This window comes from Ensifer sp. GW823-FHT05D09 (assembly GCF_058795755.1).
Genome location: NZ_JBXAIA010000007.1, coordinates 49,001 through 75,036 on the forward strand (window position 1 = coordinate 49,001; position 26,036 = coordinate 75,036).

General features: G+C 63.1%; 25 protein-coding genes. 17 read left to right on the forward strand and 8 right to left on the reverse strand.

Going from position 1 to position 26,036, the window contains the following annotated elements; all coding sequences use genetic code 11:
* Positions 1-29: 29 nt before the first annotated feature.
* The 15 genes from AC1Q80_RS19755 (at position 30) to AC1Q80_RS19825 (ending at position 13,893) form a co-directional block, all read left to right on the forward strand.
* Positions 30-1,271 carry a saccharopine dehydrogenase family protein gene (locus tag AC1Q80_RS19755; RefSeq protein WP_492361541.1) on the forward strand — a complete coding sequence of 414 codons (1,242 nt, stop codon included), beginning with the start codon at positions 30-32 and terminating at the stop codon, positions 1,269-1,271.
* Between the two features lie 302 nt (positions 1,272-1,573).
* The gene (locus AC1Q80_RS19760) at positions 1,574-2,899 is read left to right on the forward strand and encodes an ABC transporter substrate-binding protein (RefSeq protein ID WP_209788664.1); all 1,326 of its coding nucleotides are present in this window, start codon (positions 1,574-1,576) and stop codon (positions 2,897-2,899) included.
* A gap of 101 nt (positions 2,900-3,000) precedes the next feature.
* Positions 3,001-3,957, forward strand: a complete 957-nt coding sequence (locus AC1Q80_RS19765; RefSeq protein ID WP_492361542.1) for a carbohydrate ABC transporter permease — start codon at positions 3,001-3,003, stop codon at positions 3,955-3,957.
* Positions 3,954-4,907: a carbohydrate ABC transporter permease gene (locus tag AC1Q80_RS19770; RefSeq protein ID WP_209788670.1), complete on the forward strand. Its 954-nt coding sequence runs from the start codon at positions 3,954-3,956 to the stop codon at positions 4,905-4,907. The genes AC1Q80_RS19765 and AC1Q80_RS19770 overlap by 4 nt, the downstream gene beginning before the upstream one ends.
* Positions 4,904-5,116, forward strand: coding sequence for a hypothetical protein (locus tag AC1Q80_RS19775; RefSeq protein WP_173421193.1), 213 nt, complete (start codon positions 4,904-4,906; stop codon positions 5,114-5,116). The genes AC1Q80_RS19770 and AC1Q80_RS19775 overlap by 4 nt, the downstream gene beginning before the upstream one ends.
* Positions 5,117-5,119: 3 nt before the next feature.
* Complete coding sequence (locus AC1Q80_RS19780; RefSeq protein ID WP_492361543.1) at positions 5,120-6,217, forward strand: ABC transporter ATP-binding protein; 1,098 nt, start codon at positions 5,120-5,122, stop codon at positions 6,215-6,217.
* Positions 6,210-7,217, forward strand: coding sequence for an ABC transporter ATP-binding protein (locus tag AC1Q80_RS19785; RefSeq protein WP_492361544.1), 1,008 nt, complete (start codon positions 6,210-6,212; stop codon positions 7,215-7,217). Before AC1Q80_RS19780 ends, AC1Q80_RS19785 begins: the two co-directional genes overlap by 8 nt.
* A 55-nt stretch (positions 7,218-7,272) precedes the next feature.
* Entirely contained in the window at positions 7,273-8,913 is a 1,641-nt protein-coding gene (locus AC1Q80_RS19790; RefSeq protein WP_492361545.1) for a dihydroxyacetone kinase subunit DhaK, read from the forward strand.
* Positions 8,914-8,955: 42 nt separating this feature from the next.
* Positions 8,956-9,555 carry a dihydroxyacetone kinase subunit DhaL gene (dhaL, locus tag AC1Q80_RS19795; protein WP_492361723.1) on the forward strand — a complete coding sequence of 200 codons (600 nt, stop codon included), beginning with the start codon at positions 8,956-8,958 and terminating at the stop codon, positions 9,553-9,555.
* Entirely contained in the window at positions 9,552-9,950 is a 399-nt protein-coding gene (dhaM, locus tag AC1Q80_RS19800; protein WP_173421198.1) for a dihydroxyacetone kinase phosphoryl donor subunit DhaM, read from the forward strand. Before dhaL ends, dhaM begins: the two co-directional genes overlap by 4 nt.
* Complete coding sequence (locus tag AC1Q80_RS19805) at positions 9,950-10,291, forward strand: HPr family phosphocarrier protein (RefSeq protein ID WP_173421199.1); 342 nt, start codon at positions 9,950-9,952, stop codon at positions 10,289-10,291. Before dhaM ends, AC1Q80_RS19805 begins: the two co-directional genes overlap by 1 nt.
* A complete protein-coding gene (locus AC1Q80_RS19810) occupies positions 10,275-11,867 on the forward strand; it encodes a putative PEP-binding protein (protein ID WP_492361546.1) in 1,593 nt (530 codons plus the stop codon). Before AC1Q80_RS19805 ends, AC1Q80_RS19810 begins: the two co-directional genes overlap by 17 nt.
* Position 11,868: 1 nt before the next feature.
* On the forward strand, positions 11,869-12,279 hold the full coding sequence (locus tag AC1Q80_RS19815) for a hypothetical protein (RefSeq protein ID WP_173421201.1): 411 nt from the start codon (positions 11,869-11,871) through the stop codon (positions 12,277-12,279).
* 59 nt (positions 12,280-12,338) lie between these two features.
* Positions 12,339-13,331 carry a dihydroxyacetone kinase subunit DhaK gene (locus AC1Q80_RS19820; RefSeq protein WP_492361547.1) on the forward strand — a complete coding sequence of 331 codons (993 nt, stop codon included), beginning with the start codon at positions 12,339-12,341 and terminating at the stop codon, positions 13,329-13,331.
* 169 nt (positions 13,332-13,500) lie between these two features.
* Positions 13,501-13,893: a hypothetical protein gene (locus tag AC1Q80_RS19825; RefSeq protein ID WP_492361548.1), complete on the forward strand. Its 393-nt coding sequence runs from the start codon at positions 13,501-13,503 to the stop codon at positions 13,891-13,893.
* Positions 13,894-13,983: 90 nt separating this feature from the next.
* Here the strand turns inward: AC1Q80_RS19825 and AC1Q80_RS19830 are convergent, their stop codons facing one another.
* Positions 13,984-14,892 (reverse strand): LysR family transcriptional regulator, encoded by a 909-nt coding sequence (locus tag AC1Q80_RS19830; protein ID WP_492361549.1) that lies wholly within the window; start codon positions 14,890-14,892, stop codon positions 13,984-13,986.
* 168 nt (positions 14,893-15,060) lie between these two features.
* Between AC1Q80_RS19830 and AC1Q80_RS19835 the strand changes: the two genes are divergently transcribed.
* Positions 15,061-16,596 (forward strand): MFS transporter, encoded by a 1,536-nt coding sequence (locus AC1Q80_RS19835; RefSeq protein ID WP_492361550.1) that lies wholly within the window; start codon positions 15,061-15,063, stop codon positions 16,594-16,596.
* Positions 16,597-16,732: 136 nt separating this feature from the next.
* Positions 16,733-17,965 carry a peptidase T gene (gene pepT / locus AC1Q80_RS19840; protein WP_492361551.1) on the forward strand — a complete coding sequence of 411 codons (1,233 nt, stop codon included), beginning with the start codon at positions 16,733-16,735 and terminating at the stop codon, positions 17,963-17,965.
* Between the two features lie 130 nt (positions 17,966-18,095).
* Here pepT and AC1Q80_RS19845 read toward each other — a convergent pair whose 3' ends face one another.
* The 7 genes from AC1Q80_RS19845 to AC1Q80_RS19875 form a co-directional block, all read right to left on the reverse strand.
* Complete coding sequence (locus tag AC1Q80_RS19845) at positions 18,096-19,718, reverse strand: ABC-F family ATP-binding cassette domain-containing protein (RefSeq protein ID WP_492361552.1); 1,623 nt, start codon at positions 19,716-19,718, stop codon at positions 18,096-18,098.
* 144 nt (positions 19,719-19,862) lie between these two features.
* Positions 19,863-21,893 (reverse strand): beta-N-acetylhexosaminidase, encoded by a 2,031-nt coding sequence (locus AC1Q80_RS19850; protein ID WP_492361553.1) that lies wholly within the window; start codon positions 21,891-21,893, stop codon positions 19,863-19,865.
* Positions 21,894-21,904: 11 nt separating this feature from the next.
* Entirely contained in the window at positions 21,905-22,381 is a 477-nt protein-coding gene (locus AC1Q80_RS19855; RefSeq protein WP_173421209.1) for a GNAT family N-acetyltransferase, read from the reverse strand.
* A 23-nt stretch (positions 22,382-22,404) separates the two neighbouring features.
* On the reverse strand, positions 22,405-23,334 hold the full coding sequence (locus AC1Q80_RS19860; RefSeq protein ID WP_427858286.1) for an ABC transporter ATP-binding protein: 930 nt from the start codon (positions 23,332-23,334) through the stop codon (positions 22,405-22,407).
* A 5-nt stretch (positions 23,335-23,339) separates the two neighbouring features.
* Positions 23,340-24,155, reverse strand: a complete 816-nt coding sequence (locus AC1Q80_RS19865) for an ABC transporter ATP-binding protein (RefSeq protein ID WP_492361554.1) — start codon at positions 24,153-24,155, stop codon at positions 23,340-23,342.
* A complete protein-coding gene (locus AC1Q80_RS19870) occupies positions 24,152-25,054 on the reverse strand; it encodes an ABC transporter permease (protein WP_173421212.1) in 903 nt (300 codons plus the stop codon). Before AC1Q80_RS19870 ends, AC1Q80_RS19865 begins: the two co-directional genes overlap by 4 nt.
* Entirely contained in the window at positions 25,051-26,034 is a 984-nt protein-coding gene (locus AC1Q80_RS19875; protein ID WP_173421213.1) for an ABC transporter permease, read from the reverse strand. Before AC1Q80_RS19875 ends, AC1Q80_RS19870 begins: the two co-directional genes overlap by 4 nt.
* Positions 26,035-26,036: the final 2 nt, after the last annotated feature.

Genomic DNA, 26,036 nt, shown 5'->3' on the forward strand with positions numbered 1-26,036 from the left:
CCCCACAAAAGAAGGAAAAATCACCCGAAATGAAGAAGAACGTTCTCATCATCGGCGCCGGTGGCGTGGCTCAGGTCGTGGCGCATAAGTGCGCGCAGAACTGCGATGTACTGGGAGACATCCATATCGCATCCAGAACGGTCGAAAAGTGCCGCGCGATCGTCGCCTCGGTCCGCGAAAAGAAGAGCCTGAAGACCGACGTGACACTCGAAGCCCATGCGCTTGATGCCATGGATGTCGAGGCAACGAAGGCGCTGATCGAAAAGACCCGGGCCGGCATCGTCATCAATGTCGGCTCCGCCTTCGTCAACATGTCGGTGCTGCGCGCCTGCATGGATACCGGTGCTGCCTATATGGACACCGCGATCCACGAAGACCCGAAGAAGATCTGCGAAACGCCACCGTGGTACGGAAACTACGAATGGCAGCGGGCGCAGGAGTGCAAGGAAAAGGGCGTCACCGCCATCCTCGGCGTCGGCTTCGACCCGGGCGTGGTCAACGCCTATGCACGCCTCGCCAAGGATGAGTATTTCGACAAGGTCACCGCCGTCGATATCGTCGATATCAATGCCGGCAGCCACGGCAAGTACTTCGCCACCAACTTCGACCCCGAGATCAACTTCCGCGAATTCACCGGCGTCGTCTATTCCTGGCAGAACGGCCAGTGGCAGACCAATTCGATGTTCGAGGTCGGCAAGGAATATGACCTGCCGGTGGTCGGCAAGTGCAAGGCCTACATGACCGGCCACGACGAGGTTCATTCGCTGGCAAAGCACATGGACGGCGCCGACGTCCGCTTTTGGATGGGTTTTGGCGATCACTACATCAACGTCTTCACCGTCCTGAAAAACCTCGGCCTCCTGTCCGAGCAGCCGGTGAAAACTGCCGAAGGCCTCGAGGTCGTGCCGCTCAAGGTGGTCAAGGCCGTGCTGCCGGATCCGTCGTCGCTGGCACCGAACTACCAGGGCAAGACCTGCATCGGCGATTTCGTGAAGGGATTGAAGGACGGCGAGGAACGCGAAGTCTTCATCTACAACGTGGCCGATCATAAGGAAGCCTTCGAAGAAGTCGGATCGCAGGGCATCTCCTACACCGCCGGCGTACCGCCGGTCGCTGCCGCCATGCTGATTGCATCGGGCGAATGGGACGTGAAGCAGATGGTCAACGTCGAGGAGCTGCCGCCGCGCCCGTTCCTCGACATCCTCAACCGGATCGGACTTCCCACCCGCATCAAGGATGCGGACGGCGACCGCGCCTTGACGTTCTCCTGAGACCATAGACGGTCGATCTCCAGCAGCTATCCCTCTGCGATAGCCCGCTAACCTGAAGACGAGGCCCGGCCGCCGTGAGGTGACCGGGCCTTGCCGCTTTCGGGCCCAGCCTTTCGCGTAGCGCCCACCCCACGCCCTGTGTGCAACGCAGCAACGATTGCCGCTTGCGTTGTTTATAAAAATGCTGTTCACTAAACATATTGCTAAACATGACGCGTGAGGAGTTCATGTGAGCATTCATTGAAGTCGATACCGTTTCGACGCTGGCGGGGAGCCGGCTTTTTCAGTTCTGGGAGGAACTCATGCAGATGAAATTGAAAGCCCTTCTCGGGCTCGCCTCGGCGCTTGCCCTGTCGTCAGCGTTGCCGAATGCGGCCAAGGCCGAACAACTGACACTGTGCTGGGCCGCCTGGGACCCGGCAAATGCTCTGGTCGAGCTGTCCAAGGATTTCACCGCCAAGACCAACATCGACATGAAGTTCGAATTCGTGCCGTGGACCAGCTATGCCGACCGCTTTCTCAACGAACTCAACTCCCAAGGCAAACTCTGCGACCTGATCATCGGCGACAGCCAGTGGATCGGTGGCGCGGCGGAGAACGGCCACTACGTCAAGCTCAACGAGTTCTTCGACAAGGAAGGCATCAAAATGGATGACTTCGTGCCGGCGACCGTTGTCGGCTATTCCGAATGGCCGAAGAACACGCCGAATTACTGGGCGCTGCCGGCAATGGGCGACGTCGTCGGCTGGACCTACCGCAAGGACTGGTTCGAAAAGCCGGAACTGCAGAAGGAATTCAAGGAGAAATACGGTTGGGATCTCGGCCCGCCAAAAACCTACGATCAGCTGAAGCAGATCGCCGAATTCTTCCAGAAGCGCGAAGTCGACGGCAAGACCGTCTATGGTGCCTCGATTTATACCGAGCGCGGCTCGGAAGGCATCACCATGGGTGTCACCAACGTGCTTTACGACTGGGGTTTCCAGTATGAGAACCCGAAGAAGCCCTACGAAATGGAAGGCTTCGTCAATTCACCCGATGCGGTGAAGGGCCTCGAATTCTACAAGGCGCTCTACGATTGCTGCACACCGCCCGGCAGCTCCAACGTCTACATGGTCGAATCCGCCGATGCGTTCAAATCGGGGCAGGTGGCGATGCAGATGAACTTCGCCTTCACCTGGCCCGGCCTCTACAAGGACGAGAAGGTTGGCGGCGATCGCATCGGCTTCTTCCCCAATCCGGCCGAAAAGGCGCATTTCGCCCAACTCGGCGGACAGGGCATATCGGTCGTGTCCTACTCTGAAAAGCGCGATGCCGCGCTGCAATACATCAAGTGGTTCGCCCAGCCTGACGTGCAGGCCAAGTGGTGGGAACTCGGCGGCTACTCCTGCCTGAAGGCCGTCGTCAACGCACCAGGCTTTGCCTCCAGCCAGCCCTATGCCCAGGCGTTCCTCGACTCCATGGCGATCGTCAAGGATTTCTGGGCCGAGCCGAGCTATGCCTCCCTGCTCCAGGACATGCAGAAACGCGTGCACAACTACGTGGTCGCCGGCAACGGCACCGCCAAGGAAGCGCTCGACGGCCTGGTGAAGGATTGGACAGAGGTGTTCGAGGAAGACGGCAAGATCTAGTCCGGGCTCGAAATCCGGAGATCTCGTGCCGCTAAGGGCGGCCCCATCGGCAATCGCTGCGGGCCGCCTCGAAATCCCGACCCAAAAGACCAGGTGATACCTTGACCCTTTCCCATTCCTCCATCGCCGAGACGGCCGCGATGGCAACGCCGGCGCCCATTGCCCGGCGGGTACGCGGCCTCTCCGACAGGGCGATCGCTTGGGCTTTCATCGCCCCTGCCATCACCCTGCTGCTGGCGATCAATATTTTCCCGCTGCTCTGGGCAATCTATCTGTCCTTCACCAACTATCGGGCCAATCGCCCGAACGCAGTCGTCGAAGGCGTCGGCCTCAGGAACTACCAACGCGTTCTGACTGACCCCGATATCTGGCAGGCGATGCAGACGACGGCCCATTTCGTCTTCTGGACGATCGTGCTGCAGACCGTCATCGGCTTTGCTCTCGCCTATCTCATCGACCGCAAGTTTCGCGGCCACGCCTTCTGGACGACGATCATCCTGATCCCGATGATGCTTTCGCCGGCCGTGGTCGGCAATTTCTGGCGCTTCCTCTATGAGCCGCAGATCGGCCTGTTCGCCTATGCCGCCTCGATGGTCACCGGCATTCCGACCTCCGAGATCCGGATGCTCGGCGACGTCTCGCTGGCGCCCTGGGCGATCATCATCGTCGATACCTGGATGTGGACCCCTTATGTGATGCTGATCTGCCTCGCCGGGCTGCGCTCGATCCCGGATTACATCTACGAGGCTGCCGAAGTCGACCGTGCCTCCGGCTGGCGACAGTTCTGGTCGATCACCGTGCCGATGGCCCTTCCCTTCATCATGCTCGCTGTTCTTTTCCGCGGCATCGAGAATTTCAAGATGTTCGACATGGTAACGCTGCTGACCGGCGGCGGCCCAGGGTCCGTCACCGAAGTCGCTTCGATCACACTCAAGCGTGCGGCGTTCGAAAGCTGGGCAACCGGCAGGGCGTCCGCCTTCGCGATCATTCTTTTCGTTGCGGTGTTCGGCCTTGCCAACATCTACGTCAAAGCCCTCAACAAGGTGAAACAACGATGAGCTCCGCCAACACCGCCCATTCGGTCGTCGCGCCGAGCGACACCAGCAAACGCGTGGCCGGCACGATCGTCATCGTCTACGCCCTGATCACGCTGATTCCGCTCGTCTGGATCTTCCTGACCAGCATCAAGTCGCCGCCGGATTCGATCAGCTATCCGCCTAAGATCGTCTTCACCCCAACGCTCGAAGGCTATTGCAACCTGTTCACGACGAGGACGCGGCAGACCCCTGATTACATCGCCTCCCTGCCGGAGCCGACAAGCACCTGCGACGAGGTCACGCGCAAGCGCAACATGGTGATCGCCGGTCCGTCGAACTTCCTGCCACGCTTCGTCAATTCGCTGGTGATCGCCTTCGGCTCGACCTTCCTTGCCGTCTTCCTCGGAACGCTGGCCGCCTACGGCTTCTCGCGCTTCAAGGTGCCGCTTGCCGACGACCTGCTGTTCTTCATACTGTCGACGCGCATGATGCCGCCGATCGCCGTCGCGATCCCGATCTACCTTATGTACCGCGAGCTCGGGCTCTCCGATACAGCGCTCGGCATGATCCTGCTCTACACCGCCGTCAACGTCTCGCTCGCCGTCTGGCTGCTGAAAGGCTTCATCGACGAAATCCCACGGGAATACGAGGAAGCAGCGATGATCGACGGCTATACCCGGCTGCAGGCGTTTCGAAAGGTGGTGTTGCCGCAGGCAACCACCGGCATCGCGGCAACCGCCATCTTCTGCCTGATCTTCGCCTGGAACGAATATGCCTTCGCGGCACTCCTGACCTCGGGCCAGGCACAGACCGCGCCGCCGTTCATCCCGACGATCATCGGCGAAGGCGGCCAGGACTGGCCGGCCGTGGCGGCCGGCACGACGATCTTCCTGGTCCCGATCCTGGTTTTCACCATTCTCCTACGCAAGCAATTGCTGCGCGGCATCACCTTTGGAGCGGTGCGCAAATGACAGATCTGACCCGGACACCTACCAAGACCTCTCCAAAGCGGCCGTTCTTCTTCCGGCGCGGCCCAATGGAAAACATCGCGACCGTGCTGATCGCCACCGGCTTTCTGATGCTGTTCCAGCCGTTTGCGCTGGTGCTCTACACCTACTCGCTCGTAACGCTGCTTGCCGGCACGGTGATGTTCATCATCGTTTCGAAATTTCCGGAGTGACCGATGGCCGAGATCAGAATTGAAAACCTGCGCAAGGAATTCGCCGATTTCGTCGCGGTCAAGGAGTCGAGCTTCGTCGTCAACGACGGCGAGTTCCTGGCGCTTCTCGGACCCTCCGGATGCGGCAAGACGACGACGCTGCGCATGATCGCCGGGCTCGAATTGCCGACGAGCGGCAAGATCTATCTCGACGGCGAGGACGTCACCTTCAACCGGGCCAGCGCCCGCGACATCGCCTTCGTCTTCCAGCTCTTTGCGCTCTACCCGCATATGAACGTGCGCAAGAACATCGGCTTCCCGCTGCTGTCCCAGGGCATGCCCAGGGCGGAAATCCGCGAGCGCGTCGAAGAGACCGCACGGCTCCTGCAGATCAGCCATATCCTCGACCGCTCCGTCTCGGGCCTTGCCGGTGGCGACCGGCAGCGCGTCGCCCTCGGTCGGGCGATCGTGCGGCGGCCGAAATGCTTTCTGATGGACGAGCCACTCGGTACGCTCGATGCGGAGTTCCGCGAGGTGATGGTCCATGAGCTGAGAGAGCTGCACAACCGCGTGCACGCAACGACGGTCTATGTCACCCACGACCAGCACGAAGCCATGGCGATGGCCGACAAGATCGCGGTGATGAACCATGGGGTCATCGAGCAATTCGGCACGCCACAGGAGATCTACCGCAAGCCGGCGAGCATGTACGTCGCCGACTTCATCGGCTCGCCGCCGATGAACTTTCTACGTTTCACATCCGGCCTGAAAAGGGGCGCATCCGCAATTTCGCTCAACGGCGTCGACGTCATCGTGCCGGAGATCCATCAGGATGTTGCGGTCGGTGAACTCGCGCTCGGCGTGCGGCCGGAGCATATCCGCTTCAGCGATGCCTCACCGCTGCGCGGGGCTGTCTACGGCAGCGAGTATCTCGGAACCAATCAGGTCGTAGCCATCGAAACCGGTAACGGGCTGATCAAGGCACGCGTGCCGGCAAACCGCAATTTCCAGATCGGCGAAACCGTCGGGCTGGAGTTCACCCCCGCCAACCTCGCGCTCTTCGATTGCAAGTCCGGTCGCGCAGTCGCCTCATCGCTTTATTCGGGAGGCCAGCATGGCTGACGTTGTTCTCAAAGGTCTCAACAAGCGCTTCGGCGACAACCAGGCCATCAGCGACCTCGATCTTGCGATCCGCGACGGCGAGTTTGTCGTGCTTCTGGGGCCGACCGGAGCCGGCAAGACGACGACGCTTCGGCTCATCGCCGGTCTTGAGAAGCCGGACAATGGCCGCGTCGAGATCGGCAGCCGGGACGTCGCCGGTCAGGCACCGGCCGAACGGGATGTCGCGTTCGTCTTCCAGCAGTATTCGCTCTACCCGCACATGACGGTTTACGAAAACCTGGCCTTCCCCCTAAAGGCACCGGTCCGCAAACTGTCCAACGAGGAGATCGACCGGCGGGTGCGCGAGATTGCCCGCATGGTGCGGATCGACCACAAGCTGGAAAACCGCTCGACGCGGCTGTCCGGTGGCGAGATGCAGCGCGTTGCCATCGGTCGCGCTCTGGTGCGCAGACCGTCGATCTATCTCATGGACGAGCCCCTCTCCTCGCTCGACGCCAAGCTGCGCTCGGAACTGCGGCTGGAGCTGAAGCGCATCCAGAAGGAGTTGGGCTCGACATTGCTCTACGTCACCCATGACCAGGTGGAGGCGATGACCATGGCCGACCGCATCGGCATTCTGGCGGAGGGAAAGCTTATGCAGGTCGGCACCCCGCGGGAAATCTACTCCAATCCCGCCAACCTGCATGTCGCGGCCCGGCTCGGCCAGCCGCACATCAACCTGTTGCCGGCCGACCTGCTCGAAGGCGCCGCACCACCCGCGGGCACGAAGACGATCGGGGCAAGGACCGAACATCTCGAGATCGCCGTCAGCCAGAATGCCAATGCGCAGGTCGACTGGATCGAGCATCTGGGCGACCAGAACCATCTGCACATCCGCGTTCGCGATCACAAGCTCGTCACCCTCGCCGATCCCTATATCGAGATCAGGCCGGGCGACCGGATCAATCTGACGCTTCGCGATCCGCTCTATTTCGATGCGGGTGGACAACGGCTCGTCTGAGCCGCAAAGGTCAAACAAAGACGGCATGCAACGACAAACACACGGGTATCATTCCATGAAACATTTCTTCAATCGTCGGGAAAACATCGTCACCGAAGCGGTCGATGGTCTGCTTTTGACCAGCGGTGCGGGACGCCTCGCCCGTCTGGATACCTTCCCCGAGATCAAGGTGATCCTGCGTGCCGACTGGGACAAGTCGAAGGTGGCGATCATTTCCGGCGGCGGCGCCGGACACGAACCCTCGCATGCGGGTTTCGTCGGCAAGGGCATGCTGACAGCGGCCGTGTCGGGCGAAATCTTTGCCTCGCCAAGCGTCGACGCGGTGCTGACAGCGATCCGGGCGGTCACCGGTCCGAAGGGCGCCTTGCTGATCGTCAAGAACTATACCGGCGACCGGCTGAATTTCGGCCTTGCGGCGGAAAAGGCACGGGCCGAAGGCTTCGACGTCGACATGGTCATTGTCGCCGACGATATCGCCATACCGGATATCAACCAGCCGCGCGGCGTCGCCGGCACGCTGTTCGTCCACAAGATCGCCGGCTTTCATGCCGAGGCGGGCGAGGACCTGGCATCGGTCGCAGCCCACGCCGCTAGCGCCGCCGGCGACATCATTTCGCTCGGCATGTCGCTCAGCACCTGCAGCGTGCCCGGCCAGGCGCACGAAGATCGCCTCGGCGAGGCTGAAGGCGAGCTGGGGCTCGGCATCCACGGCGAGCCGGGCGTCGAACGCATCGCGCTTCAACCGGTCGCCGATATCGTCGCCACCATGACTGCGCGACTTGCGGCAGCGCAGCGCAAGGCAGGGCCGCACGCGCTGTTGATCAACAATCTCGGCGCCGTGCCACCGCTGGAAATGAGCGTTATTGCCAATGCCGTGCTGTCGTCCCCGCTTGCCGCCAGCGTCAAGCTGATCATCGGGCCGGCGCCGATGATGACGGCGCTCAACATGAACGGCTTCTCGCTCTCGCTCATTGCGCTGGACGACAGCCGTGAGGCAGCGCTTGCGGCAGCGGTCGCGCCGCAAGCCTGGATTCCCGTTGTCGAGCGCCACGCCATCGTCGTGCTTCCCGCACCGAAGGTCGCCGCCAAATCCAATGGCGCGGCTGCGGCCAGCGACGACGAGCGCACGAAGCGGCTGATCGCGGCGCTCTGCGAACATCTGGTCTCGCTCGAGGGCGAACTCAACAGGCTCGACGGCCGTGTCGGCGATGGCGACACCGGCTCGACGGTTGCCACCGGAGCGCGCAGCGTCCTGGCCCGGCTGTCGGGTCTGCCGCTGAAGCAGCCGGCAGCAACACTGGCGTCGATCGGCGATATCCTCAGCACCAGCATGGGCGGCTCAAGTGGCGTGCTTCTGTCGATCTTCTTCACCGCTGCCGCCAAGGCGATGACGGAAAAGGCGGATATCGCAGCGGCGCTGCTTGCCGGGCTTGAGCGGATGACGTTCTATGGTGGCGCCGAGGTCGGCGATCGCACCATGGTCGACGCGCTTGCCCCGGCACTCAAGGCCCTGACCTCGGGAAGCGTTGCGGCAGCGGCAGAAGCTGCGGCCGCCGGCGCGGAATCGACCAGGACCATGAAGAAGGCCAAGGCCGGCCGCGCCTCCTATGTCGGCGAGAAGGATCTCGAAGGCGTGCCGGATCCGGGCGCGGTGGCGGTTGCCGGCGTGTTCGAGGTCGCGGCGGCCATGGCATAAGGCGGCGAAGCGGCTGGGAGGACGCTGGTGCAGACGGAACCGATGCTGATTGCCGGCTTGATCGAAGTTTGCCGCGCGACCATTGCGGCCAACAGCGACCATCTGTGCGCGCTCGATCGCGCCATCGGCGACGGAGACCACGGCACCAACATGCGGCGCGGCTGCGAGGCAGTCAGCGCCGAGGAAGCCAATCTTTCCAGCCTGCCTTTGCCCGATGCCGTCGAGAAGATCGGCTTGACGCTGGTGATGAACATCGGCGGCGCAGCCGGGCCGCTCTATGGGACATTGCTTATGGAAATGGGCCGCGAACTTCGCACCCAGGAGGCAGGTGGTGCGTTTCCGATCATCCTGAAGCGCGCTATCGATGCAGTGGCGCGGCGGGGCCGGGCGACCGCCGGCGACAAGACCCTGCTCGACGTTCTCTATCCGGTGCAGGATGCACTTGCACACCGCTCCCGGCTGTCGGATATAGCCCGCCGGGCCGAACTGTCCGCCAACGACACCGCCCCGATGAAGGCGATGCGCGGCCGCGCGGCCTATCTCGGCGACCGTTCGATCGGCCATGTCGATCCGGGTGCGTCGAGTTGCGCCCTGCTGACCGTAGCCATTTGCCGGTACCTTGAGGAGAACCGCCCGGAATGACCGCAACGACCATGAACGTGGGCATCGTCATCGTCTCTCACTCGCCGCTGGTGGCGCGGGGCATCGCCGACATGGTCAGGCAGATGGTGGGCGATAGCGTGCCGCTAGCCTGGTCCGGCGGCAATGTTCACGGAGAACTCGGCACCGATGCCGCCGGCATTCTGCGGGCGATCGAAAGCGCCTGGTCGGAGGCCGGCGTTGCCGTCTTCGTCGATCTCGGCGGCGCCGAGACCAACAGCGAAATGGCCATCGAAATGCTGGGTGCGCCCCGTTCTGCCAGGGTGTCGATCTGCAACGCGCCGCTTGTCGAGGGTGCGGTCATGGCCGCGGCCGAAGCCTCGGGCGGCGCCTCGCTTTCCAAGGTCGTCGCGACTGCCGAGGAGCTTTCGCCCTGATGAGCGGATCGAGGCTAACCATAGGAGAGGTCGAACCATTGGCTGCCAAGTGCCAGACGGAAATCGAGGTCAAGCATGGCGTGGGGCTGCATGCGCGCCCGTCCGTGACCTTTACCCGGCTTGCGAAGTCATTTCCCTGTTCGATCGAAGTCGCCGTCAACGGCAGCGACATATGGCTGAACGGCAAGAGCATCATCAAGATCATGGGCGCGAGGATCAGGAAGGGTTCGATCCTCAGGATCCGGGCGGATGGCGTTCTCGCCGAGGAAGCGATCCGCGCGCTCAAGGAACTCATCGAGCGAAACTTCGATGAAGACAAGAAGCATGGCCGCACCACGTAAGCTCCAGGCGACAGGCGCCTCCCCCGGCACAGCATCCGGCCCGGTCTATCTCGCGGAAAGGCCGACATTGGTCCCCATGCCTGTTGCGCCACGGGCATCCGACCCAGGTACGCTGGCGCAGGCCGTCGAAACCGCGGTCGCTGCACTTCAGGATCTTGCCGATCGGGTGGACGGCGACAGCAGGGATATCATCGACTTCCAGATCGAGGTCTTGCGCGATCCGACGATTGCCGAAATGACCGAGGAACGCGTCAGCGCCGGAGAGCACAGCGTCTTCGCCTGGGTGGCCGCCATCGATGCCCATGTTGCCGAACTCGAGGGTGCCGATGAGGAAGAAGTGCGCGCCCGCGCCGTCGATATCCTCGACATCAAGAACCGCGTGCTCGGCATCTGGTCCGGCACACCCATCGAAGACTTTCCGGCCGGCTCGATCTTCGTCGGCAAGGACATCGAGCCGAGCCGGTTTCTGGGCCATGATTGGTCCGCCGGGGGCGGCATCGTGCTTTTTGGCGGCAGCGCCGCCGGCCATGTCGCGCTGCTTGCCCGCGCGAAATCCATCCCGATGGTGGTCGGCTGTGATCGATTTGCCGTGGCCACGGACAGCCAGGTGCGGATTGACGGCGATGCCGGCATGGTCTTTCTCGATGCGCAAGCTGAGGGTCTCTCGTCTGCGCCGGCTCGCGTGCCATCACAGACCCACGCAACTGCGATTGACCATGGCAAGCTGCAGACATCGGACGGCGTCCCCATCCTGCTGTCGATCAATGTCAACGACCCCTCGGAGATCGACGGCATCGGCGCGACGACGACTGCGGGGATTGGATTGATGCGCTCGGAATTCGCCGTGCGCTCGCTTGCGGACGCAGCCAACGAAGACAAGCAGTGCCGGATCTATCGACGCGCGCTGGAATGGGCGGATGGCGAGCCCGTGACAATCCGCATGCTCGACATCGGTGGCGACAAACCGCTCGCAGGCCTCGACGACGGTACGGGCGCCATGGGCATGCGCGGGATCCGGCTGCTTCTCGCCCGGCCGGAAATCGCCCGGGTTCAGGCCCGGGCCCTCCTGCGTGCCGCCCCTTTCGGCAACCTGCGTGTGCTGCTGCCGATGGTTACCTTTCCTTCCGAGATCGACGGCATGCGGCAGATCTTTGCCCAGGAAGCCGAGTTGCTGCTTCACCGCAAGATAGCCCATCGCATTCCACAGATCGGCATGATGGTCGAAGTGCCGGCCGCAGCCCTGATGCTCGATACATTCGACAACGCCGAGTTCTTTTCCTTCGGCACCAACGATCTTGCGCAGTATCTGGCGGCATCGGCTCGCGATGGCTCCGACATCAGGGATTATCGCGACAAGGCGGCTGCGGCTGTTCTGCGCCTCATTGCCCAGGCAATGGCGCTGAGCGCCGGCAAGCCCGCCAGTATTTGCGGGGACATGGCCGGCAATCCGTCCTTCCTGCCGGCGCTGCTCGCTGCCGGGCTCAGACATTTTTCCGTGGCGCCGGCACAACGTCCCGCGATAGGATCGGCGCTTGTCGGGCTGAATGCCGACGGGACCAGGGCAGCCGGAGACTAGAATGGCGCGCGAAGACAACGAAGACGCCATCATCGCCTACAAATCCATTCTGGCGCAGATCATCGACAACCGGCCATCCGGGACGCGCCAGCGGCTCGCGACCGAGCTTGGAAAACACCGCAGCTTCGTCACGCAGATCACCAGTCCGACCTATGCGACGCCACTGCCTGCCCGTCATCTCGCGACGATCTTTCGCGTCTGCCATTTCAGCGCTGCCGAGCAGGAACGGTTCCTTGCTGCCTACCAGAATGCGCATCCCGGAAAACTGCCGGAGCTCGGGTCGTCGGAAAAGCTGCGTCACCTGTCGCTGATGGTCCCCGATTTTGGTGACGAGCGACGGAACCGGTTGCTGGAGGAGGCGATCTCCGAACTCGTGCAGAAGATCGCCGCGATCTCGGGTGGACCGGAATGACGTCCACATACAGGCCCACCGCTGAACAGTAAGACAGTCGTCGCCTTGGGAGGGGCTCGATGAAGAAGTTTATGAACACTGCGGAAACCATGGCGGCCGAAAGCGTCGAAGGCTTCGTGCGTGCCCATGAGACGTTCGTCGTGTTCGGAGCGGACAAAAGATGCGTTCGGCGGCGGCATCTTCTGCCCGGCAAGGTCGCCGTCATCTCCGGCGGCGGCGCCGGCCACGAGCCGATGCACATCGGCTTTGTCGGCCAGGGCATGCTGGACGCCGCCTGCGTCGGGCACGTCTTCACCTCGCCGACGCCGAGCCAGATCATCAGCGCGATCGAAGAGACGGACAGCGGCAATGGCTGCCTGCTGATCGTCAAGAATTACGATGGCGACATCATGAACTTCGAGATGGCGATGGAGATGGCGGCGGGCCGCCACGACATCGCAACCGTGATCGTTGCCGACGACATCGAAACGGCACGGGTCGGCGAAGGGCATGGGCGGCGCGGCGTTGCCGGAACGCTCGTCGTCGAGAAACTGCTTGGCGCGGCCGCCGAGCAGGGCATGCCCTTGCAGGCGTTGAAACAGCTCGGAGACGGATTGAGCGTGCGGATACGATCGATGGGCGTCGCACTCAACGGCGTGACTGTTCCACACACGCAACGCACCACCTTCGCACTCGGCGCCGGCGAGATGGAAGTCGGGATCGGAATCCACGGCGAGCCCGGGCATTCCAGGCAACCCTTTGCCACCTCGGACGCAATCGTCCACCAACTCTGCGAAACTATCGTCGGCGACATCGCGATGCAGCCCGGCGCCAAGGCGCTGCTCTTCGTCAACGGCCTTGGCGGAACCCCACCTGCCGAACTTTACCTGGCGTACAACGCCGCCCGCCGTTTCATGGAGAAACAGGGCATTGTCATCGAACGCTCGCTGGTCGGGACCTATGTCACGTCGCTCGACATGCAGGGTCTGTCTATCACGCTCGCTCTTCTGACCGCGGAAGAGCTGCAATTGTGGGACTTCCCCGTAATGACCGCAGCGCTGCGGTGGTCGTAAACCCGAGCCTTGGGACTTCCTGTCACGCATGAAGATTGGCCGCCTCTGCCGCATGGTACGCACAGGCGCGTTGCAATCTCTGACCGGCGAAACGCTTCATTAACGCGATTCACTTAGCTGCCCGTACCCCGGCGTCTCGCCGGCTAACCACGTATGAGTTGCAAGTGACATGCCCCCATTGACTGCCCCGGTTCACAATTTTCATCAAAAGATTGAATCGTTCTGCGAGCTGCGGCTCGCCCGCGCCCTTCCCAAGCACGACTACGACAACCTGCGCCATTACATGCTGGATTTCGTGGTCAGGCGCGCAATGCCGCCCCAGACCGGCAACAAGCTCGACTGGAAGGAAATTGGCCTCGCCTGCGATCTCGATGACGACAGCCTGCGGATCACGAAACGCCTCGCCAAACACGGCTTCGAGGCCATCATCCGCTGGCTGAAGGGGCCAAGCGCCAGCAAGCCAGACAGAAAAGTGCCGACCGGCCAAGGCTGGGTCAAGGCGCCGGCGGCACCGGCGCGCAGGATCGGTCTGGAACAGCAACGCTTCGCCACCACGCGGTAATTGTCCGCCCACAGCGTCCTCACAGGCGGGGACGCTCCAGCCGCTAATGGCGGCGGACACGACCTCCAAGAATCAGTCGCGCCCGCAGCCTCAGGACGCCGCAAGTTCGATCTTCGGCCATGTCTTTTGTGCCGACATGTCGGATTCAGTTGAGACTGCGTGCCGCTCACGGAAGGCGGCAGCTAGAGTTTGCAGGGCCTTGCGGGACCGCGCATCGGTCAAAGTCGAATGCAGAACGATCTCCGAGGACGGAAGCGGCGGCAGGCCAAACTGCTTGCTGACTTCGATCGTATCGGAAGGCGCAAGGCGGCAGGAGAACGGGCCGACCGCCAGGCCCGCCGAGACGGCGGCGTTCACGGCGGTCGACACGCCGACGAACACCTCCACCCAGGGAACGCAGGCCGCATCGAGCGCGCGTGTCGCGATATCGCGCACACCACAGAGCGGCGCCAGCGCTGCAAGGCGAAGCGGTTCGCCAGGCGCGCGCTTGAAGCCGGGTGACGCGAACCAGCCGAAATGTTCCGGCCCGAGCGTCTCGCCGTCGCGCCGATCCTCGTCACGCCGGATGATGACGGCATCGAGCTCTCCGCGGTCGAAGGCGCCAAGCAGATTTCGAGACGTTTCCAGCCGAACCTCGATGCACAGCCCCGGATCATGGGCATAAAGACGCGCCAGCAATGTCGGCACTTCCGGCCCGGCCACATGGGCCGCGATACCGAGGCCGAAGCGGCGCCGCGTGGACGAAAGCCCGGCAAGCGCCCGCTCGTGCGCCGCAAGGAACTCCCGTGCGCCTTCTATGAAGACGGCGCCCTGTGCCGAGAGACGCACCTGCCTTGGCGTGCGTTCCAGCAGCCGCACGCCGAGCCGATCTTCAAGCCGCTTCAGCTTGACGCTGATCGCCCCTTGCGTGCTGCCGAGAAACTCCGCCGCGCGGGTAAAGCTCTGGAAATCGGCGATCGCGACAAAGGCCTGTACCGCATCCACATCCAGCGTCGTCATTGCATCTATCCGATTTTGTTATCTCTGAAATAGCTATCCATACAATTCAGTTGTGATCAAGGCCCGATTATGGTGCCCCTGCCAATCGAGATCAAATCGCGCGGAGCGCATGGAAGAGCCGGCGTCGGCGCGTCCTTCATCCCGCCGCAGCATTGAAAGATCATGAGAATGAACGAACCCATCAACCGCCGCAGCGCGTTGGCACTGGCAGCCGTCTGCCTCTCCACCGCGATGTTCGGCCTGGAGATATCGAGCATCCCGGCGATCCTGCCAACGCTGGAGCAGGTCCTCGGCGCTGACTTCAAACAGCTGCAATGGATCATGAACGCCTACACTATCGCCGTCACCGCCGTTCTTATGGCCGCGGGAACGCTGGCCGATCGCTACGGCCGCAAGCGCATCTTCATCACCGGCATTGTCGCCTTCGGCATCGCTTCGCTGATCTGCGGGCTGACCGACAACGCCTCGGTGTTGATCATCGCACGCTTTCTCCAGGGCATGGCCGGCGGCGTAATGCTGATCTGCCAGATCGCCGTTCTTTCGCACCAGTTCCCATCCGGCCGCCAGCGCGGGATCGCCTTCAGCTGGTGGGGCACCATCTTCGGTCTGGGCCTCGGCTTCGGCCCGATCATCGGCGGCGCAACGGTTGCACTTCTGAGCTGGGAATGGGTGTTTCTCGTTCACGTCGTGCTTTCGGGCGTCGCGGTGACGCTGGCGCTCGCAGGTGTGCAGGAATCGCGCGATCCGGGTGCCGAGCGCCTCGATATCGCCGGGATCGTCACCCTGTCAGTCGCGGTCTTCTGCCTCGCCTATTTCATCACGCAAGGGCCCGAACTCGGATTTGCCAGCCCGACCGCATTGTCGATCCTTGGCCTTGCCGTCGTCAGCCTGATCGGCTTCGTCATTGCCGAAAAAGTCAGTGCCCGGCCTATGTTCGATTTTTCGGTGTTCCGCGTCCGCAGCTTCTCCGGTGCCCTGTTCGGATCGATGGGCATGAACATCAGTTTCTGGCCGTTCATGATCTACCTGCCGATCTGGTTTCAGGCAGGCCTCGACTATGACGGTGTCACCGCGAGCGTGGCACTTCTCGCCTATACGCTTCCCCCGCTCGTCGTCCCGCCTTTTGCCGAACGCCTGATGCTGCGCTTCCGTCCCGGGATCGTGATCCCAGCCGGCCTGTTCACGATCGGCCTCGGCTTCCTGATGATGAAGATCGGCAGCAGCCATGCCGACGCCAGCTGGCTGACGATGCTTCCAGGATGCGTGGTCGCGGGCATCGGCATCGGCCTGACCAACACCACCGTCACCAACGCCGCGACCGGTGCTGTCGCCGCCGAACGGGTTGGCATGGCCTCGGGGATAGACACCAGTGCCCGGATGATTTCGCTCGCGATCAACATCGCCCTGATGGGCCTGATATTGGTCGAAGGCGTACTGTCCTCGCTGCAAAGCTCATTTGCCGGACAAATAACCGTAAGCGAACTGCGCGGCCTCGCCGAAAAGATCTCCGCAGGCGGCACGCTGGACGCCGGCTACGGCATGTCGGAGAGCGTCATCCATGCGGCGCTCAGTGAGGGATTTGGCTGGGTCATGCTCTACGGCATGGTCGGTGTCTGGCTATCGGCCGCCGCAAGCCTGTTCGTCTTCGGTCTTCGCCCGAAGGCGGAAACGGCACTTGCCTGTTCAACGGCGAAATCGTCGTAACGTCCGCGACAGACCACGAACCGCCTTCGCCGCGTCGACAAAACCCGTCGGCGTGGCGAAAAGACCATTCACGGTAGTGGCGGCGATGCGCTATAGCGGGATTATCGTTGACGCAGATATATTGGACGCTTTGCCCATGACCGACACTGTTATCGATCGCTTCCTTCGCTACGTCGTTATCGACACCCAATCGGATGCCAAGTCGAAAACCACGCCCACCACCGAGAAGCAGAAGACGCTCGGCCGGTTGCTGGTCGACGAACTCCAGGCGATGGGCGTGTCGGACGCGCATCTCGACGAACACGGCTATGTCTACGCCACCATTCCGTCGAACGTCGACAAGCCGGTCCCGGTCATCTGCTTCTGCTCGCACATGGATACGGCGCCGGATTTCACCGGCACCAACGTCAAGCCGCAGATCGTCAGGAATTACCAGGGCGGCGACATCCGCCTCACCGGCGACCCGCAACAGGTCATCCGCGTCAGCGAGCACCCTGTTCTGCTCGACCAGATCGGCAACGACATCATCACCACCGACGGGACGACGCTTCTGGGTGCCGACGACAAGGCCGGCGTTGCCGAGATCATGTCGGCAGCACAGGTCCTGATGGACAATCCGGGTATCAAACACGGCACCATCCGCATCCTCTTCACGCCCGACGAGGAGGTCGGCCGCGGGGCCGACAAGGTCGACCTGAAGAAGCTCGGCGCCCAGTTCGGCTACACCATCGACGGCGAGACCGCCGGCCATATTGAGGATGAGACCTTCTCCGCTAACGGCGTCGAGATCACCATCGCCGGTGTTGCCATCCATCCGGGCTTTGCCAAGGGCAAGATGGAAAACGCCATCAAGGTCGCCGGCGCCATCATCGATCGCCTGCCGAAGGACATCGCGCCTGAAAGTACCGAGGGCCGCGAAGGCTTCATCCACCCGACCGGCGTCACCGGCACGATGGAAAAGGCGAGCCTCAGCCTGATCGTGCGCGATTTCGAGGACGAGGGCCTTGCGACGAAGGAGGCCCTGATCGAAGGCATCGTCAAAGAGGTGATCGCCGCCTATCCGGGCTCGTCCTACACTTTCGAGGTCAAGCAGCAGTATCGCAACATGAAGGCGATCCTCGCCCGCAATCCCGAGATCACCGAAAATGCCCTGGAAGCGGTGCGCCGTGCGGGCATGACGCCGGTGCGCGGCAGCATCCGCGGCGGCACCGACGGTTCACGCCTGTCGTTCATGGGACTGCCCTGCCCCAACATCTTCGCCGGTGGCCACGCCTTCCACTCGCCGCTCGAATGGGTGAGCCGCCAGGACATGGAGAGCGCCGTCAAAACACTGGTCGAACTCGCCAAGGTCTGGGAAGAGCGCGCCTGACGCCGGTCGTCCGAACCGCCGCAACGGTTTCGAGATAAGATGATCAACAAAGAAAGGGCCGAAGCACATAACGCGCTTCGGCCCTTGTCGTTTCAGACCATTGTCGCGGCGTGGCCGCGATCGATCGAAATCAGCTACGCAGCCCCGGCGCTTCCTGGCCGGTGCGTGCGACATATTCGGTATAACCGCCGCCATACTGATGCACGCCCTCGGGCGTCAGCTCCAGCACGCGGTTGGACAGGGCCGCCAGGAAGTGGCGGTCGTGCGAGACGAACAGCATCGTGCCCTCGTACTGCTCCAGGGCCTTGATCAGCATTTCCTTGGTATCGAGATCGAGGTGGTTGGTCGGCTCGTCGAGCACCAGGAGGTTCGGCGGGTCGAACAGCATCATCGCCATGACCAGCCGTGCCTTCTCGCCACCCGAAAGCACCCGGCAGCGCTTCTCGACGTCGTCGCCGGAAAAGCCGAAGCAGCCGGCAAGCGCGCGAAGCGGACCCTGGCCAGCCTGCGGGAAGGCATCTTCCAGCGACTGGAACACCGTGCGTTCGCCATCGAGCAGGTCCATGGCGTGCTGGGCGAAATAGCCCATCTTGACGCTGGCGCCGAGCGCGACGCTGCCTTCGTCCGGATCGGTCGAGCCCGTCACCAGCTTCAGAAGCGTAGACTTGCCGGCGCCGTTGATGCCCATGATGCACCAGCGCTCGCGGCGACGGACCATGAAGTCGAGGCCTTCATAGATGCTGCGCTCGCCGTACTTCTTGTGCACGTTCTTGATGTTGATGACGTCTTCGCCCGAGCGCGGCGCCGGGCGAAACTCGAACGACACGGCTTGTCGGCGCTTGGGCGGCTCGACCCGGTCGATCTTGTCGAGCTTCTTGACCCGGCTCTGCACCTGGGCTGCGTGCGACGCACGCGCCTTGAAGCGCTCGATGAACTTGATTTCCTTGGCAAGCATCGCCTGCTGGCGCTCGAACTGCGCCAGCTGGTGCTTTTCGTTCTGCGCCCGCTGCTGCTCGTAAAAGCCGTAGTCGCCGGAATAGCTGTTGAGCTGGCCGCCGTCGATTTCCACCACCTTGGTGATGATCCGGTTCATGAACTCGCGGTCGTGCGAGGTCATCAGGAGTGCGCCTTCGTAGCCCTTGAGGAAGGCCTCGAGCCAGATCAGGCTTTCGAGATCCAGATGGTTGCTCGGCTCGTCGAGCAGCATGACATCAGGGCGCATCAACAGGATGCGGGCGAGTGCAACGCGCATCTTCCAGCCGCCCGAAAGCGCGCCGACGTCGCCGTCCATCATCTCCTGGGAGAAGCTGAGGCCCGCCAGCACTTCGCGAGCGCGACCTTCCAGCGCATAGCCGTCGAGCTCTTCGTAACGCGCCTGCACTTCGCCGTAGCGCTCGATGATCGCGTCCATCTCGTCGAGACGATCGGGATCGACCATGGCGGCTTCAAGTTCGTGCAGTTCGGCGGCAACGGTGCTCACCGGCCCGGCGCCGTTCATCACCTCGGCCACGGAGCTGCCGCCCGCCATTTCGCCGACGTCCTGATTGAAGTAACCGATCGTCACGCCCTTATCGACGGCGACCTGGCCTTCATCGGGCATCTCTTCACCCGTTATCATCCGGAAGAGAGACGTCTTGCCCGCACCGTTGGGGCCGACGAGGCCGACCTTCTCGCCCTTGTTGAGGGCCGCGGATGCCTCGATGAAGAGGATCCGGTGGCTGAGCTGCTTGCTGATATTCTCGATACGAATCATGTTTTAGGGGCCCGAAACGTTGCGGCGCCCTTATGTCACGGGTGACGGCCACGCCGCAAACGTTGATTCGCGGCGTCTGCCCATCCAAAAATGCAAGGGGGAACGGGGCATCAAATTGCTTTGGCGCCCCGTCGAGCCACAGGCCTACTGCTCGGAATAGAAGCCGTAGAGGACAGGCATCAGCCCGACCAGCGCCTCGAAGCGCTTGAAATTCTTGCGCTCCGGGCGGGTCCAGCCGGTTTCGGCCAGTGCCGAGAGCCGCGGAAACACCAGCCGGTCGAACACGCCGCGATCGGTCATCGGCTCGGACCAGATGCAGCACTGCAATCCGCGCAAATGTTTCTTCTGCGCTTCCGTCCAGCCCTCGATCGGATCGAACAGGTAAAGTTTTTCCGGGTCCGACCAACCGGCCCAGCTGCCGCCGGGCTCGGACCAGGCCGGGCTGTTGGCCATGTCGAGATAATAAACCTGCCCCGGGCAGACGACGATGTCGTAGCCTTCACCGGCAAGCTCGGCATTGGCCTCGACCGTCCGCCAGCCGAACAGCAACGACTTTTGCTTGTCGATCACGTTGCCGTGGGCGGCCTCCTGCCAACCGCCGGTGACGCAGCCGCGGCTTGCAAGGAACCCCTGGACGCGCGCGAGAAACTCCGCTTGCAGCACGGCAGCACCCGACCCGTCGATCTCGTCGGCGCCATGCGTGTTGGTGACGACGTTCAGCCGTTTGGCGTGAGCCTCCGCCATCTCGTCGCCGGCGACGGTCCGCAGACGTTCAAGCGCCTCAGGCGAACCCGACCAGGCGCCGAGCGGCACCTCGTCGGCGCCGACATGGATGATCTTCGACGGGAAGAGGTCGATCAGTTCGTCGAAGACGACTTCGAGCACGCGATAGGTTTCCTCGCGCACCGGGTTCAGGCAATTGTCCGGGAACCCCTGCACGGAATAATAGCTGCCGGCTTCATTGGGATCGCGCAGCTCGGGAATGGCCTGCAGCATCGCGAAGGAATGGCCGGGAACGTCGATCTCCGGCATCACCTCGATACCCAGGGTCGCGGCAAGTGCGACGATCTCGCGGACCGCCGCCTTCGTGTAGTAGCCGCCGGTGACATCAGGGCCGGAGCCGAGCAGCGGCGGGATCTTGCGGCCATGGCCGCGCCACGCACCCACGTCGGTCAATGCCGGATAGGCATCGATCTCGATCCGCCAGGCCTCGTCGTCGGAGAGGTGCCAGTGGAAGCGGTTGAGCTTGTTCCAGGCCATCAGCCGCAGGAACCGTGAGACCTCGGCGGTGCTGTAGAACTGACGGGCAACGTCGAGATGCGTGCCGCGCCAGCCGAGCGCCGGTTCGTCCCGGATCTCACCGCCGGCCGGAAACAGGAACGTTCCCGGATGGAGCCGAGCGCCGCGCAGAATCTGGCCGAGCGTGATCAGGCCATAGAGCAGACCAGTGCGCGTGCCGCCGGTCACCGCAACGCCGGCCGGCGAGAACCGGATGACATAGCCTTCCTCCGCAAGGTCACCTGCGAGCGCGAGCGTTGCCGGAAGGCCGCCTTCCGCGACCGGGCGCACAATTCCTTCGACGGGAAACAGGCTGGCTGTGAGGTCCGCAAATGCTTCCGCCGCGGCCGCGGCCTCTGGCCCCTCCGGCGCCAGATCGAGCCCAAGCGGCGGCGTCAGGCGACCGGAGACGGATACCTCCTGCGGCCAGGGCACGATGGAAACGGCGACCGGCGCGACCTTCGGCACAGGATAGATGACCGCGCCGCGCTTCAGCTCGGCATTGTCGCCATGGGCCCGCGACGGCACGACGGAGATCGGCGCCGTGCTGCCATCGGCAAGAACGAGATAGGCGGAGTTGGCACCGTCGGTCCAGTGTTGCGGCGCGAAGCTCATGCCATGGGCCTTCACGGTCCACACAGCTCCCGGCTGCAGCACCAGGTCGGCCGGCGGCGCAAACTCGGAATGATTGGATAGCCTGCTCAGTAAAGCACCGCCTTCGACGGTGGCAGCCGGGTCGATGCGGGCAGGCCCGGAAACGCAAAGGCGGAAGTCCTTCAGCGGGCGATCGGAGGCGTTCGTCAATGTCAGCGAGTAAACCGCTTGGGTATCCGTCTTTGCCGGCGTCCAGAGTGTTTCCAGCCGAAATTCCGGTTTGGTGGCGATCGTCATCATCATCTCCTGCAGGGCTATTCGTCGATCTTGAGCATGCCGGCGTAAATGCCGGGCGCGGAATTGGGGATCGGCATCGCATCGACGGTCTTCTCGTAGAACTCCGACGGCCCGACATCGCCGATGATGGCGTAGGCGTAGCCCATCGTCTTCAAATCGAGCAGAGAGGCAAGCAGCAACGCGTGCCCGATGCCTTCGCCGCGGGCCGCCTCATCGACGCCGGTCGGACCGAAGAACCCACGCGCGATCGATTCATGGCAGGCAAAGCCAAGGAGACGCCCGTTTCGCGTGGCGAGAAAGCAGGTCGGAGGCTGACGGGCGAGAGCAACGGCGGTCTCGCCAGCCCAACCCGCACCGAATTTTTCCCGAACCCACGCGGTCACCAGTTCGAACTCGGGCGCCAAAGCGCGCCTGATCGTCACCCCGGCCGCCGCCATCCGCAGGTCGAGGTCGGGATTTGGTCGAAGCAGAGATAGATTGACGAGATAATCCATGAGCAAACCTGTTGTACTGAGCGTTAGGCGGCGCCAAGCGCGCGCACGAAGTGGTTGGAGCCGACCTGTTCGACCACGCTGGAGACCGGGCGGCTGATGCGACGGACTTCCTCGGCATGACCGAGAAAGCGGGCGCTGGCGCCCGGCACAAAGGGGCGATCGGGATCGGGAACTGCAGAGAGCAGCAGTTGCGTATAGGGGTGACGCGCATCGCCGATCACCGCTTCCGTCTCGCCCCATTCGACCATCTGGCCCGCAAACATCACCACCACGTCTTCGGCAATGTGCGCGGCCGTCGCAATATCGTGGGTGATGTAGAGCATGGCGAGAGCGCGATCGCGTTTGATGCCGGCCAGCAGTTCGAGGATATCCAGTCGGATCGAGACGTCGAGCATCGATGTCGGCTCGTCGGCGACGAGGACGTCGGGCCGAACGGCGAGCGCCCGGGCGATGTTGACGCGCTGGCGTTGGCCACCGGAAAGCGCATGCGGAAACTTGTGCGCGGTCAGGGCCGGGTCGAGACCGACATCGCTCAACAGCGTGTCGACGGCCTGCCGCAACTGCGCCCTGCCCCTGGCGTGACCGTGCAGGGCGAGCGGTCTTGCCAGGTGATGATAGACCGTGAAGACAGGATTGAGCGATGCGAATGGATCCTGGAACACCATCTGGACGGCGCGGCGATAGGCTTTCTCGTCGGCAGCGTTCCCGACGGTGGTGATATCGCGGCCGCGAAACTGCATCGATCCCGCGGTCGGAGCATCCATGCGCGCGATGATGCGGGCGCATGTCGTCTTGCCGCAGCCGGATTCGCCGACCAGAGCCAGCGCACGGCCCGGTCTCAGCGCCAGCGAGATGCCGCGGAGCGCCTCGACATGACCAAAACTGCGCGCGATCGCCTCGAGCTGGACGATCGCGTCGGTTGGCGTCGGCACGACAGGTGAAGCGACGGGCATGACGTTCATTCTACGGCCCCCAATCTCCTGACGGAAGCGGGCAACTGCGGGATCGCCCCCCAGAGCCTGCGCGTATAGTCATGCGCGGGCGTCCGGCTGATCTGCCTGACGTCACCGACCTCGACCAGTTCGCCATTCAGCATTACCCCGATGCGATGGCAGAGCTGCGCCATCAGATGCAGGTCGTGGGTGATGAATAGCACCGAGAAACCGTGTGTGCATTGCAGGTCGACGACCTGCTCAAGAATTTCGCGCTGCACAACCACGTCGAGCGCCGTCGTCGGCTCGTCCATGATGATCAGCTGTGGCCGAAGCGCCAGGCAGATCGCGATGACGATGCGCTGGCGCATGCCGCCGCTGAACTGATGCGGGTAGTCGTCGAGCCGGCTGGTCGGAATGCCGACCAGACGAAACATCTCCTCGGCGCGTGCCCGCGTCTGTGCCCGCGTCGCGCCGGTATGGCGGGCAAGGACGTCATGGAACTGCGCCTCGACCCGCATCAGCGGATTGAGCGAGTTCATCGCGCTTTGGAACACCATGCCGATGCGTCGCCAGCGCACATCCTGGAGGGCCGTTTCCGGCATCTGCAGCAGGTCGCGGCCTTCGAGCAGGATCTCGCCTCCCGCCACCCAGGCCGGCGGCTTCGACAGGCGGGTGATCGCAAACGCGATGGTGCTCTTGCCGCAACCGGATTCGCCGGCAAGCCCGAACAATTCGCCGCGGTTGATGTCGAAGGAAACGTTCCGGACGGCGCGAAAGGCGCCGTCGTCGGTGAGGTAATCGACATCCAGATTGCGCACCTGCAGCAGCGGCTCGCTCATTGTCCCACCTCCAGCGCCCGATTGCGCCGCCGGTTCAGCCGTAGCCAACGGCTAAGCGCAGGGCCTGAACGAAGCTGCGGATTGGCGATCTCGTCGAATGTGAAGTTGAGAAGCGCGAGACCAAGACCGACCAAGGCGATACCGGCAGCCGGCGCGCCGATATCCCACCAGGCGCCGATGATGATCGCCGACGAGTTCTGGGCGTTGTAGAGCATCGTGCCCCAGGTGACGCGCAGGGGATCGCCGAAGCCGAGATATTCGAGCGTCGTCTGGGCGACGATGGCGTAGATGATGCTGCCGACGACGTTGATGCCGATCAGCGGCACGAGATTGGGCAGGATTTCGACGAAAATCACCCGCCAGTGCGGTTCGCCGACCATGCGGGCGGCGACGACGAATTCACGGTTGCGCAGCGCCAGCGTCTGCGAGCGCGTCATGCGCGCGCCCCAGGGCCATGAGGTGAGCGCGATGATCGCCATGATCGCCAGTGGCCCGACTGTGCCCGCAAAGGAGGCGAGCAAGATCAGGAGCGGGATGTTGGGAATGACGAGCACGGCGTTGGTCGCGAGATCAAGCGTGGCGTCGGTACGCCCGCCGAAGTAACCGGCGACCAGCCCGACGATCGTGCCGAGCGCGGTGATGGCGAGGCCGGTGGCGAAACCGACGGCAAGCGAAGGGCGCGCGCCCCAGACGAACTGGGAATAGACGTCGCGTCCCATCTTGGTGGTGCCGAACACATGTTCGACGGTCGGTGGCTGATGCGAGCGTCCGACCCGTTCGCCGGGGTCGCCCGGCGCGATTACCGGCGCCAGCAGCGCCATCAGGCAAAGTGCGACGATGATGGCGAGACCGGCGACGGCCTTCTTCTGCCGCCACAATAATGCGAGACCTGAGGTCATGCCCGCCCCTCCCGAATGCGCGGATCGACGACGCCATAGAGGATGTCGACAAGCAGGTTTGCCCCGAGCGTCGCCAAGGTCATCAGCAGCAGCTGGCCCTGGATGACGGGGTAGTCGCGCGCGACGCTGGCGGTATAGAGCGTGAGGCCGAGGCCGGGATAGTTGAAGACGATCTCGGTGACTATCGACCCGCCGAACACCGCGCCGAGCATCAGCGCCAGATTGGTCAAGACCGGCAGCATGGCGTTGCGGGCGGCATAGCCGAACATCACGGCGGTTTCCGACAGCCCCTTGGCTCTCCCCATGGTGACATAATCCTCGCCGAGCACCGAGATCATGCTGGAGCGCATGGTCGTCTGGAACTCACCGATCAGGTAGGGCGAAAGGGTGAGAACCGGCATGATCGCATGCAGGAAAACGCTGCCGAAGAACGTGAAATTGAGCCCTGGATCGAGGTTCGGGTCATAGGCATAGCCGACCGGCAGCAGGCGCAACGTGACGCCGAAGATAAACAGCGTCGCCAGCGCGATGATGACGGGCGGCACCGCGATCATCACCACCGAAAACGGCGAGACGAAGCTGTCGAAACGGCCACCGCGACGCCAGGCGGCAAGTGCCCCTAGCGAAACCCCGATCGACAGTGAAAAAACGATGGCGGTCACGACGAGGAACGCCGTCCAGCCGGCCGACCGGCCAAGGACCTCCAGCACTGTCTGGGGATAATATTTCACCGACACGCCGAGATCGAAATGCGCCAGCCCGACGATATAGTCGACGAACTGCTGCCACATCGGCTGCTCGATGGCGCCGAAACGCGCCTTGATCGCCGCGATGGCCGCGGGCGTTGCCCGCGGGCCGAGTTGGGCGATCATGCTGTCGACGGGGCTCCCCGGCATCAGCCGGGGAACCGCAAAGTTCATCACGATCGCAAACAGGAACGCGACGCAGTAGACGGCAAGCCGTCGGCGGGGAAGCCGCATCC